Consider the following 12,824-nt stretch of genomic DNA (forward strand, 5'->3'; position numbering starts at 1 on the left):
TTGAGCTTAATAGATGCAACCTGTATTCGTTCATCTATTATAATGGCAAATGGCCTCCTGAATTTTCTTCTCCATCCGCACCTTTTTTACGGAACATTTCAGAAGCAATCATTAATCCGACAATCACAACAATCAAGATTGTAGAAAGCGCATTGATTTCTGGCGTTACACCATGTTTTACCATACTGTAAATATACAGCGGTAATGTTGTTGATCCTGGTCCTGATACGAAGAAGCTAATAACGAAATCATCAATAGATAATGTAAATGTCAATAATGCCGCTGAAATAATGCCTGGTGTGAGCCCTGGTAGCGTCACATAACGAAACGTTTGCCACGGAGTCGCACCTAAATCATTCGCCGCTTCTTCTAAATCACGTCCCATACCTGAAAGTCGTGCCGATAAAATAATAACAACAAATGAAACACTAAATGTAATATGAGCAATAATAATTGTCATTTTCCCAAGTTCAATCCCAAGCTGACTAAACAAAATTAGAAGTGATAATCCCATTAAAATATCTGGAATTAAAATTGGTAAATATACAAGTCCGTTAATTGCACCTTCAAAACGATATTTATAACGATGCAGAGCAACTGCAAACAAAACACCAAGCAGCGTGGAAACAATTGTCGTAACCACAGCAATTGTTAAACTGTTTACAAACGCATCCAGTACATCCTGTTTTTGAAATAAATCTGTATACCAATGAAATGTAAAGCCTTGCCACTCCGCATTAATACGCGAGTCATTAAACGAATACACCATGAGTACCATCATTGGTAAATAAAGAAACAATAAAATCAACCAAGAATAGGTGACTAAAAACTTTTTCATATTCGTTTATTCCCCTCCGTTTCCATAGTTATATACTTTCGTAGCACGATAATATAAATAAATTAACAGAACGGAGAATAACACAACAATGATAGATAATGCTGATCCAAACGGCCAATCACGTGCACCTAAAAACTGATTTTGAATAACATTTCCGATTAATGCAACTTTCGAACCACCCATGATATCTGATACAACAAACATACCAATAGATGACACAAATACTAAAATCGAACCCGTCGCTATCCCTGACATCGTCATTGGAATTGTTACATGCCAAAACGCTTTAAGCGGTGTGGCTCCTAGATCGTATGCAGCTTCTAATTTTCTCTTATCAAGCTGTGCAATTGCTGCATATACAGGTAAAATCATAAACGGTAATAGTGAATATACCATTCCTAAAATAACAGATGGCGTATTATATAATAAATTTAAAGGTTCACTAATAACACCTAACTTCATCAATACTGTATTGACAAGTCCTTGTGAACGTAAAATAATAATCCAAGCATACGAACGTATTAAAAAGTTAATCCAAAACGGAATTGTTGCAAGAAGTAGTAAAATAGATTGCCATTTACGATCCACAATTGTTATCGTATAGGCAAATGGATATCCAATCAATAAACAAAGTACTGTTGTAATAACCGCAATTTTCACTGTTTCCCATAACGTCTCCATATAGAGCGAATCAAACACACGTCTCATATTCTCTAACGTAAAGCTCATCTCAACTGTCCCATATGTCCCGCGCTGCATAAATGCAAAAGCTAATACAAACAAGAGAGGGACTAAGAAGAAGGCACACAACCAAATAGCTGTAGGTAATGCAAGTAATTTTCCTTTTTTCAATTTAAGGTCACCTCATCCGCTTGCTCCCAGCCTACATATACATTATCACCAATGTTCCACTGCATTACTTCCTCTGCACTTTGATATGCCATCCATAGTTCTGCCGTCTTCTCATCGCGAACATATAATTTCTCCATATTTCCAACAAATTCAATATCTTCAATATGACCAAGGTGGTATCCAGGGGCAGCTTGCTCTTCCACTGAACGTACTTTCACATTTTCTGGACGTACTGCCACATAAGTTTCCCCTGTTTGAATAATATTATTTTCCCCAATAAACTTTGCAACGAACAGCGTTTTTGGTTTATGATAAATTTCTTTTGGTGTTCCGATTTGCTCAATGTGACCTTTGTTCATAACTACGATGCGATCGCTCATGCTCATCGCTTCTTCTTGATCATGCGTCACATAAATGAACGTAATACCAAGATTACGTTGTAAGTTTTTCAATTCACGTTGCAAATCTTTTCTAAGCTTAAAGTCTAGCGCTCCTAGTGGCTCATCTAATAACAACACACGTGGATTATTTACAATTGCACGTGCAATCGCCACACGCTGCTGTTGCCCACCAGAAAGTTTAGCCGGCTTACGATTACGGAATTCTGTTAACTGTGTTAAACGCATCGCTTCCTCAGCACGCTCTTTTTGTTCTGCTTCAGCAACCTTTTGCATCTTCAGTCCAAAACGAATATTTTTCTCAACGGTCATATGCGGGAATAGCGCATAATGCTGGAATACTAAATTCATATGACGTTTATAAGGAGGCAAGTCATTAATCTTTTCTTCATCAAGTGCAATCGTACCTTTTGTTGGTGTCTCAAAACCAGCAATCATACGAAGTAACGTTGTTTTCCCACAACCACTCGGACCAAGAATTGTTACAAACTCCCCTTCTTTAATATCTAAAGAAAGCGGTGGAATAATAACTTGGTCCCCAAAATATTTTTCTACTGCTTCGACCTTAATAATATTTTTCATTTCCTCATCCTATCTATCTCATATTTTTTATATCAATCTAAACAAAAAATCATGTTTTATACCACGCTAACAGACAGTAAAAATTTGAATAGTTACAGAAGTTTCACTCTATGTAGTATGTTTTATTCCGCTATTCATGTGCCATAAGCCTCCACCTCAAAATTCCGAGGAATCAAAAAAACAGATGGGGAGAACCCCTATCGATAAAAATTTCACTTTATATGATACATACCTTGAATAGAAAAACCCCTTCAATATATGAAGGGGTTTTATCATACAGCTACGCTAACTGATAAATACCATCACTATTTTAACAATTTTCGGATGAATTTTAAAGCACTTTTTGTAGAAGAATAGCGGATTTTCATGTCAAACACTGTCGATTGAGATAAAATACTTTTATAATGTGAAAAGGTTTGAAAGCTATACTCTCCGTGATAACTACCCAACCCGCTTGGACCAACACCACCAAATGGTAAATATGGAGTCGCTAAATGATACACAACATCATTAATACAACCACCGCCATAAGAAATGGATTGCGTCACTTGCTGTTGTATATCTCGTTCCTCTGCAAAAACATATAATGCTAATGGCTTCGGATGCCGTTGAACAATTGCAATAACATCTTCTATATGTTCATATTCTAACAGTGGTAAGATTGGCCCAAAAATCTCATCTTCCATTACTGTATGATTCCACGTCACACCTGTAAGCACTGTAGGTTCAACAAGTAGTTTATCGTTATCATAATTACCGCCTATTACAGCCTCTCCATCTTCTAAAAATGAACACAATCTTTCAAAATGACGCTGACTCACAATACGAACATATTTTTCATTTTGCAAAGGCCGCTCTCCGTATTGTTCACGCACAGCCTTTCTCATTTCTTCAATAAACTGTTCTTTAACAGAGGAATGAACATATACATAATCAGGGGCAACACACGTTTGTCCTGCATTTAAAAATTTCCCCCATACAATCCGTCGCGCTGCAACATCAAGCTTTGCATCTTTATGGACAATACAAGGGCTTTTGCCACCAAGCTCAAGTGTAAGAGGTGTTAAGTGTTTTGCAGCTGCCTCCATAACAATTTTCCCAACTCCGACACTCCCAGTAAAGAAAATATAATCAAACGGCTCCTTTAATAAAGCTGTACTCGTCTCAACACCACCCTCCACCACAGCGACAAGCTCTGATGGGAATAGTTCCGTTAACATTTTCGCAATAATCTTAGAGACATTCGGCGTTAACTCTGAAGGTTTTAATACAACTGTGTTTCCGGCTGCCAACGCTCCAATTAACGGGGCAAGCGCAAGTTGAAACGGATAATTCCACGGGGCAATCACCAATGTTACACCATAGGGCTCAGGAATAATTTTTCCTTTCGATCCAATATGAGTCATTGCTGTTTTAGCACTCCTCGGTTTACTCCACTTCGAAAGATTCTTTGTCATAAACGAAATTTCTTTTAGCGTATACCCAATCTCTGTTGTATACGATTCATGCTCTGATTTATTTAAATCAAGCTTTAGCGCTTGAAAAATTTCAGACTCATAACGCTGAATACTTGCATATAGCGCTTGTAGCTGTTTCTTTCTCTCATTGATTGCTCTTGTTTTCCCGCTATAAAAGTGCGTTTTTTGTCGTTCTATAATTGATGCAATCTCCATAAATATTCACCTCTCTATTTCATCATACACCAGAATAGATTCTTGTTTCTTCCTATTAAAATAAAACTTCTATGAGTGATTTTTGCATTCTCGACTAATGAAAAGCTCGCATCAATCAAGCGCATGCTAGTAGTTATCCCCCACCTAGCTTCTTTGCTTCTCTCTGAATCTTACTGCCCACGAATAGCGGGATAAAACGATATGTAGAATTTAATTATATATTACTTTACAAATGACTTGAAACATATTTGCCCATGAAAAAAGCTGTTGAAAGGAATCCCCTTCAACAGCTTCTCCATTATTTGCGGTATACGCGAATTGCACCTGCAGAATTATCGTCTGCTTGTCCAACTACTTCAAACTTCAGTCCAAGCTGCGGCACTTTACGTCCTGCATCTGGAAGTAAAGTGTTCATATACGCTTTAGAATCATCAAACTTCGTTACGCCTGGTAACCCTTTGTAATCAAATGTTCCGCGTGTTGGAGATACAACTTTCCAAGCCGGAGTTTGATTAAATGAGAACGCAGCATCTGCAATTTGGTATCGTGTGCTATTCGCAACACTTGGTTTACCGTTTAATGTTCCAACAATTGCTTCTGGATGAGAGTCAACTACGCCAAGGAATCCTTCACCTGGGTGAACACCGACCCAGTTATCTGTAAAGCTAGAGTCTGCATACCATACAACAAGACCTGTATTGTACACTGGACCGCGGCCATATTGTAATGCCTCATCCGCACCAGCATAGTTTCTCCACTCTAAATAGTAGTTATTTTGCTTTTTATCAAAACCGTTTGATACAACGAAGCCATTTAACTTAAATTGCGGTGTACCTTCTGCATCATCAGAGAACACAACTTTGCCATCTACAGTTAATGTAGCATTATCAAGAGTAAAGCCGTTTGGAGCTAAACCGCCATCTGTAATATATTCGAATACTAATTTGACTTTTTTACCTTTAAATTGGCTTAAGTCATATGACTTATCTACCCAGTTACCGTCAGTTGTGTCCATGCCGCCTTTAACATGTTCGTCACCTATTCTGTCAACTAACGTTTTTGTTCCATCTTCCGCTACTGCATGTACTTCAAGGAAATCATAATCTGCTTCAACTTCATACAATGATTTGTAATCAAATTTCGCATTTGTTGCATTTGTTAAATCAAATACTGGCGTTTCTAATGTTGTATGAAGATCATCGCCTTTTGTACTATAGTAGTATTTTTGACCAAATGCAGGCTGAATACCTTTTACATCTTTATCTGGTAAATTTACACGAATCAAGCCAGGACGAGCTGATTTCGTTACACTTTGGTCTAAGTATGTTGCAAAACCAATCCCTTTATTTAACTTATCATAATCTACTTCAACGATATTTGCCCAGTTACCACCAATGTTCTTTTGGAAGAACTCTTTGTTTTGCGGAGAGAAGCTTGTTGGTGCTGTACCCGCAATGTTACCAGCCCAGCTGCCGCCACTCATAATAGACCAAGATTGAATCGGCTCACCTGCACCAGTATATTGTGTATCATACTCATCCGGAAGACCTAAATCATGACCATATTCATGTGCGAATACACCAACTGCTCCGTCTTCCGGCTCAATTGTGTAATCAAATGCTGCCATCTTACCGCCCCAATATGGAACCTTTGCTTGTGTACCTTCAACTGGATATGGTTTTGGTCCAATCGTCCAGCGATGAGACCAGATTGCATTGTCACCTAGTTTACCGCCACCAGCTTCTTGTCCTACACCAGCATGAAGTACCATTAAATGGTCAACAAGTCCATCTGGTTCATTTTTATTGCCGTCACCATCAATATCATATTGATCAAACTCATCGTAGTCAGCTAAGTTTACACCACTATCCACTGCCGCTTTTAATGCATCTTTTACAAGATCACGCGGCCCTAGAGGAGCTTTATTATCGTGCCCACTACCAGCATCATCACCATAATCAGCAGCTTTCCCTGGAACGGTTAACCAATTTGTTACTGTTCCGTCTACTGTATAGCTGCCGCCTGATTGCTCTTCATAGTAATTCTTAAATGTTTCAATTTTTGAACCATCGAATAATGTAAACGGCTCATCACCAAATAACATTTTTTCATAGTGTTCTTTATTAAAGTCGTTTGAGTACATATAACCAGGTTCTTGATCAATGTTGTTATGCTTAAAGTCAGCATATTCTACAAGTAATACAAGAACTTTATCTTTGCGAACAGGTCCGTTATATTCTTTTTGTTTTGCTGAAGTAGTTGGTACTTTACCGTTTAGTCCCGATTTACCAACAGCTTGTCCAGCTACCGGACCGCCGACATGTTCATTTGCCTTTTCTTTTGTGTCAGACTTTGCATCTTTAACTCTTTTCATAAAATCAGAAGCTTCTTTCGTAACACTATCCCCCGCTGCTGGTTCTTTTCCAGGTTTTTCACCTTTTTTCTTTTCTACATATTTTTCAACAGCTTTTAACGTGTCTTCTTTCGACGCAGAGTCGCTAATGACACCACGTTTTTTCAACGCTTCTGCTAGGCGCTCCTCTGGAACTAAATGATCGTCGATTGGACTAGAAGTTGCTTCATTAGACGGCGTTGCCGCATAAACAGATTGGCTTCCAAACCCAAATGTGCAACTAAGCACAGCTGTCGCCGCAAGCGTAGACAGCACCTTAAAAGGTTTTTTCTTCATCCCTATTTCCTCCCTAAACTCAAATATGTACCAATATTTTGATAATATTAAAAATTCAATCTTTTTACAATATATTGTCTTAATTTGTAATATTCTTGAAAAAATCCTCTATTTTATATAAATATATATGCAGATTTATTTATATTTTCGGAAAATATTGATAAATTACAATAAACATATTAAAATTCTATATAGAATCACAAAATTCAGTTATATTTTTACAAAACTTAAAATTATGACCAAATTTTACATCTTTCGACATAATTATAATTTTTAAGATTTTAGTAGTGTTAATTACAATTTTTATATCCATATCTTCATATAAAGATTAACCATTAAGGGGAGATCATGCTTGCAAACAAATAAAAAGGAAATACTAGATCAAGAGTGGATCGATTTACTGCTGGAAGCTTTAGATATGAATATTAACACTCAAGAAATTAAAAATTTTTTAAAACTGGCGAATCAAGAATCACATAACTAATCATCATTGTTCTTTTTAAAGAAAAATGTGTTATAATAATTTACATCTTATGTCGACTACATACAGTAAGAAAGGTGCGCTAACATGATTGGAGAACGTATAAAACGACTGCGACTACAAAGAGGTATTTCCTTAACAGAACTTGCTGAAAAAGCAGGCGTTGCAAAATCATACATTAGCTCTATCGAACGAAACTTACAAAAAAATCCTTCAATTCAATTTCTCGAAAAAATTTCCAACGTTCTGCATGTTTCTGTTGATGTTCTTCTTCATGACGAGCCTACAGAAGAACAAGCAATGGACTCAGAATGGATAAATCTTGTTAAAGAAGCCATGCATTCTGGTGTTTCAAAAGAACAATTCCGCGAATTTTTAGAGTTTAATAAGTGGAAACAGCAACAAAAATAATGTTATGTAAGAAGAAGTGCTTTCTATGAAGGCACTCTTTTTTTTATTTGTACTACAAAAACTACAAAAGCGGGGAAGGACCCCCGCTTTTGTTATATCACTTATTTTTCTTCGCCTTCAGTTTGTGAAGCGTTGAATGTCCAGTTTAGTTTCAGTTTATCACCTTGGAATTTATTTTGATCTTGACCATTATCAACAAATTCAAATTCTACCCATAAGTAATCTTCAGATTTTGGAGCAAGTCCGCCTTCCTCAGCCCACTCTGGTGCGAATACGTCTTTACCTACTGCATCGGGGTTTTCTTTCTGTAATTCCGCTAATGTTTTAGAATAGATTGGCTCACTTTGTTTATCCCAGTTCCAGAAGAAGTTTACACGAATATGTTCACCAAGGTCTTCCCCATTGTTATCACCTTTCGCATCTAACACTTCGTATTTAGTTGCTAATTGCACATCTTTAATTGTTAAGGAACCTTTATTTTTCAATACAAATTCTCGCTTCATTGTATCGCCTGGTTTTAAATCCTTTACATCAACCAATACTTTTGGATTAACATTAAGATCTAATGTACCATTCGCAAATGTATTGTTTGTTTCTGCTTTATCACTAAAGAATGCAAACGTTCCTCCACCAATTAAAGATAACCCTAATGCTGCTGATGCTACTCCCATGCCTAACTTTTTCTTAATACCCATTCTAAGTTCCCCCAATTTTCTTTTTATTGTTAGCTCTTATGAAGATAAGAGATATAACTGGTTAAATAATTGCTTCGTTTCGACATAACTTTTGTAAATATACTTCCTCTTTCTCTCTATGTATGCTCTTTAATAAACTTACTTATGGTTCATTATAAAGAACGACAAGTGTATAAATGAAATTGCAAAAACTTCTAAATTTTCTGTTTTTGTTTTATTTTTTCCTGTTTTTCTTTCCTTTTCGCTATCTTTCTTACAAATTCTCTTTTTTTCATGCATATATGATATTTTCTACAAGAAAGGGTAAGGCACCTCTTATTTAATGTAGCAAATAAGAGGTGCCTTACCCTTTCTCTTTATCATCGTTTCTCTCGCTTTTGGTATACAAATAATCCAATAAGCATCATTCCGATTCAAATTGTATTCATAATATATATTCCAAATTCCTCTTGCAATATATTTTTTATATTAGTCTCTATTTATGTAGAAGGCATAACCGAAATATGCATTACTGCTTTGTTTCCACAGCAGTTGATGCTTCTTGCTTTACTTCTTCGTTACTTTTCTCAGATTGTGTAGATGCTAAATCGTCTTCTTGAACTTGTTTTTGTTGTTCTACATTCGCATTATTTTCCTGTTTTTTCTCTTCTTGTTTCGAAGATTGTTGTTCTTGCTGAGAAGGCGTTTTAGGTTGTTCAGACGTTTGTTTCTTTGCTTCGTTTGTTTGCTTCATCTTTTCTTCAGTGATTTGTTTTTCTAATGCTTGAATATGTTCATCGACTTTTTGTAAAATTTCTTGCTTGTCCATATCATTACGAATACTTTGAATTTGTGTAAAACCAGCTTGTACATATTTTAATATTTCTTGTGCTGATTCCCTGTTATTTACCTTTATATCTTCTACTACTTCGTTATAATATGATTCAATCTCAGTATAAATACTTTGCACTGCTGTTATTTCTACCTTGATTACTTCACGGTGTTGCTTCCATACAGCAAGCTTATCTTCTAATTCTGCAACAGTTCCATTTGAGTTTACTGCACTATTTATCACATTGTAATGAGTGAAAATAGCGTCCTTATGCTTCTTTGCTTCCTCTGTTAATTTTTCAATTGTTTTCGGAAAAACAATTGCAGTTGAGAGGTCCGATTGTACTGTTTGTTGATTTGAAAAAGATGCTTCTGTATATGTCACTACTTGAGAACCCATATAAAAGGCTACAGAACATATACACGGTAATATGAGCATTTTTCTTACTTTCTTTGAAAACTTTTTCATAACCACATCTCCCATTGTACACATTTAAGTTCTTTATAAAAAAATTTTTCATTATAATGAAAAGCTCAAAAAAGTGAACCTAAGTAAAAACGAAAGTGCTATGTATTCATGAAGAAATTTTTAGCATATTTTATATAAAACTATCGAAAAAAGTGGCGTTCCTATATATACCGAACTCTACAATCCTTTATATAGAACGAGACTATCTCATAAAGATAGCCTCCTCGTTTATTTCTTACTTATCTGTTCCATCAGTGGAGGATGCCCCCACTGATGAAAGTTTCACTTTATACAGATTGTCCTGCATTAGAAGACTTGTTTTTCTTCTCAGAGTCTATGCTACGTATTGCTCCAAAAATAGAAACTGCAGAGTACCCTAGTAATAAGACACCGGGAATTATTAATAATAATGCTGCTCCTGCTTTAGAATTTGCATAGCTTAGTAGATAACCAACATATGGAACAGTAATATCTGCATATTTTCCAACTACATTTTCAGCAGGAACTGGCTGTAAATCTGGACCATTGTTGTTATCCCCTTTTGTTTCATAGAACACTTTTCCATCTATATTTTGCACATCAATAATGCGGTGAGTAATCAGCTTGTTATCTTCTTTAAACGTGATGACATCACCTTTTTTATATTTTGAACCGTCTTTTGTTGGTTCAATTGCAATAATAGATCCTGTTAAAAATGTAGGTTCCATCGATCCTGATAATACTGTCTTAAATTGATATCCCATCACTGTTGGAGCGCCGCCACTTGCCTTCGATGAAATCGCTACAAACGCTAAGCAAACCATAATAGTAAACAAAACAAACGAAATGATATTACTAAAAATTTTCCAAACTAATTTCATGTGTCTCGCTCCCTTCCTTAGTCTCTATGCGAACGGAAGTAAAAATATTCAAATTTATCATTCTTTTCGAAGAACTCATAATTATATTATAACGAACATTAAAGAACCGCAATAAAAAAAATAGGCAAAATTCGTTTGCCTATTTTTACTGAGACACTGTCCGCTTTTTTTACGCTTCCAAAGAAATATTCCAATACTAATGACAGTAAGAATCCCTACACCAATTCCAACCGCTAGTACATATAAAGGAATTGAATTTGTTATTTTACTTTTTGACGGCTCCTCAAATGCAACATCTTCTTTCGAAAGAACCTTTACACTTTCTAACGTTTCATTATTTTTTTAATATCTACCGTCCCAACAACATCGCCGCGGTGAAGACCCGTTTTATATAATTGTGCTTCATCAATAGGATTTTCCTTAAAAACAGCTTGTACATTTTTTGCTTCACCTTGCTTTAATACAAGTTCAACGCTTCGTTCTAATTCACCATCTACTGATTTATTCAAGTAAGGCATTTCCTTTTTCCAATTGTTTTTATCAAGCACTTGTTGTTTTACAAGTTGAGGAAAAGCATAATCAGCAATTTGCCTCATATCTTCATAAATTTCTGGTTTTTGTGAAGCCATTACGACATTAATAATACGATTTCCATCTTTTTCATTTATTTCTACAAGCGTATTATGAGCTTCATTTGTAAAACCTGTTTTCCCGCCAATACAATTTGGATTTTCAAAATATCTTCCTTTATTAAAAATAGAAACTGTTTGCCTTGACGTTGTAACAGTTGTTCTCTTCGTATTCATTGCCGACATAATTTCTGGATACTTCATCGCACCTCTTGTAATCATTGCCATATCATAAGGTGTTGTATAATGATTTGGATCATGTAAACCATTTGGTGTGACAAAATGACTGTCCTTTGCACCTAACTGCAGCGCTTTCTCGTTCATCATCTTCGCAAAATTTTCTGTACTTCCTGCAACATGCTCAGCAATCGCATACGCCATATCATTTGCGCTCAACACCATTAAAATCATAAGTGCAGTATCTCGATCTACTGTCTCTCCTGGTTGAAATTCAATTTGATAATTACTTTTTTCTTGTTCGAGAGCTGTGGGAGAAAATGCAATTCTCTCTCCTGGCTTCACATGCTCCATCAATAAAATACTTGTTAATATTTTCGTTATACTAGCTGGATAAGCATGCTGATACGCGTTTTTATCATACAAAACATCACCTGTCTTCGCATCAATAGAAACCGCATACTGTCCAAACACATTTGGCGCTGGCGGAGTTTCTGCATAAAATTTAGCGGGGGCAATAAAAAATAAACCGCTTGCAATAATTAAAGCCAAAATTTTCTTTAAATTACCCATACAACTCTCCTTTTTTCTCTCTTTATATCTATATATTAAAATCACAATAAATTAATATATATTTTTTCACTCACTATCCTTCACTATATCATAACTTTATAAAAAAACACAGAACAGCATAAAAAGAAGGAGGAACTACTCCTCCTCCTCATCATCTTCTAATAAATCCATAAAAATTTTTTTAGCCTCCGCTTCTGTTATCTCTTCTGTTATCCCTAAAAATGCCCAGCCCTTTGATTCTAACCATTCTATTAACTCATCTATAAATTCATCATGAGATATATCTACATCAAGAACTGCTCCATTAATAGAAATCGTTCTATATCTTGGTACAAACATTTTAAAATTTTTTCTTACCATATATACCCCTTCATTTATACATTTTTATACAAAATATTACTTTTTCCTTTATATAATATATTAATAGAATCGTAAAAAATTAACACTCATTACGCCCTAAAATATCTAAAAATTAAAAATAATTACATATATTACTTGATTTTACTATAAGACTATCATACAATTAATTGCATACTAGTTTGTGTACATATAAATTTCCTGATCCCGTAGCTCAGCAGGGAGAGCGCCACCTTGACAGGGTGGAGGTCGCTGGTTCGAACCCAGTCGGGATCATTATCTTTTAAGAGACCGTATTCTACAAGGGTTTGTAAGTGTTAAGGTTTTATT

General features: G+C 35.6%; 11 protein-coding genes, 1 tRNA gene and 1 pseudogene. 3 read left to right on the plus strand and 10 right to left on the minus strand.

Going from position 1 to position 12,824, the window contains the following annotated elements; genetic code table 11:
- Nucleotides 1-37: 37 nt before the first annotated feature.
- The 5 genes from ACEWFJ_RS18240 to ACEWFJ_RS18260 all read right to left on the minus strand — a co-directional run bounded on the left by ACEWFJ_RS18240 (nt 38) and on the right by ACEWFJ_RS18260 (nt 7,032).
- A complete protein-coding gene (locus tag ACEWFJ_RS18240; RefSeq protein ID WP_473689433.1) occupies nt 38-838 on the minus strand; it encodes an ABC transporter permease in 801 nt (266 codons plus the stop codon).
- 6 nt (nt 839-844) lie between these two features.
- Entirely contained in the window at nt 845-1,690 is an 846-nt protein-coding gene (locus tag ACEWFJ_RS18245; protein ID WP_473689434.1) for an ABC transporter permease, read from the minus strand.
- Nucleotides 1,687-2,670, minus strand: a complete 984-nt coding sequence (locus ACEWFJ_RS18250) for an ABC transporter ATP-binding protein (protein ID WP_473689435.1) — start codon at nt 2,668-2,670, stop codon at nt 1,687-1,689. The genes ACEWFJ_RS18245 and ACEWFJ_RS18250 overlap by 4 nt, the downstream gene beginning before the upstream one ends.
- Nucleotides 2,671-2,975: 305 nt before the next feature.
- Nucleotides 2,976-4,343: an aldehyde dehydrogenase gene (locus ACEWFJ_RS18255; protein ID WP_473689436.1), complete on the minus strand. Its 1,368-nt coding sequence runs from the start codon at nt 4,341-4,343 to the stop codon at nt 2,976-2,978.
- Nucleotides 4,344-4,641: 298 nt separating this feature from the next.
- Nucleotides 4,642-7,032, minus strand: a complete 2,391-nt coding sequence (locus ACEWFJ_RS18260) for an immune inhibitor A domain-containing protein (RefSeq protein WP_473689437.1) — start codon at nt 7,030-7,032, stop codon at nt 4,642-4,644.
- A 352-nt stretch (nt 7,033-7,384) separates the two neighbouring features.
- On the opposite strand from ACEWFJ_RS18260, the gene ACEWFJ_RS18265 reads away from it, so the two are divergent.
- Together ACEWFJ_RS18265 and ACEWFJ_RS18270 are read left to right on the plus strand one after the other, a co-directional pair.
- Nucleotides 7,385-7,516 (plus strand): anti-repressor SinI family protein, encoded by a 132-nt coding sequence (locus ACEWFJ_RS18265; protein WP_253629016.1) that lies wholly within the window; start codon nt 7,385-7,387, stop codon nt 7,514-7,516.
- Nucleotides 7,517-7,600: 84 nt separating this feature from the next.
- A complete protein-coding gene (locus ACEWFJ_RS18270) occupies nt 7,601-7,924 on the plus strand; it encodes a helix-turn-helix domain-containing protein (protein WP_473689438.1) in 324 nt (107 codons plus the stop codon).
- A gap of 101 nt (nt 7,925-8,025) precedes the next feature.
- Here ACEWFJ_RS18270 and ACEWFJ_RS18275 read toward each other — a convergent pair whose 3' ends face one another.
- From ACEWFJ_RS18275 to ACEWFJ_RS18295, 5 genes and pseudogenes are all read right to left on the minus strand, one after another.
- Nucleotides 8,026-8,619 carry a CalY family protein gene (locus ACEWFJ_RS18275; protein ID WP_098310935.1) on the minus strand — a complete coding sequence of 198 codons (594 nt, stop codon included), beginning with the start codon at nt 8,617-8,619 and terminating at the stop codon, nt 8,026-8,028.
- Between the two features lie 508 nt (nt 8,620-9,127).
- Entirely contained in the window at nt 9,128-9,898 is a 771-nt protein-coding gene (locus ACEWFJ_RS18280; protein ID WP_473689439.1) for a DUF4047 domain-containing protein, read from the minus strand.
- Between the two features lie 287 nt (nt 9,899-10,185).
- Nucleotides 10,186-10,758 (minus strand): signal peptidase I SipW, encoded by a 573-nt coding sequence (sipW, locus tag ACEWFJ_RS18285; protein ID WP_473689440.1) that lies wholly within the window; start codon nt 10,756-10,758, stop codon nt 10,186-10,188.
- 81 nt (nt 10,759-10,839) lie between these two features.
- A pseudogene (locus ACEWFJ_RS18290) lies at nt 10,840-12,137 on the minus strand (D-alanyl-D-alanine carboxypeptidase family protein).
- A 135-nt stretch (nt 12,138-12,272) separates the two neighbouring features.
- Complete coding sequence (locus ACEWFJ_RS18295; RefSeq protein WP_473689441.1) at nt 12,273-12,497, minus strand: hypothetical protein; 225 nt, start codon at nt 12,495-12,497, stop codon at nt 12,273-12,275.
- A 200-nt stretch (nt 12,498-12,697) separates the two neighbouring features.
- Between ACEWFJ_RS18295 and ACEWFJ_RS18300 the strand changes: the two genes are divergently transcribed.
- Nucleotides 12,698-12,770, plus strand: a tRNA-Val gene (locus ACEWFJ_RS18300).
- Nucleotides 12,771-12,824 lie beyond the last annotated feature (54 nt).

Source organism: Bacillus sp. EA-CB0995, assembly GCF_055814245.1.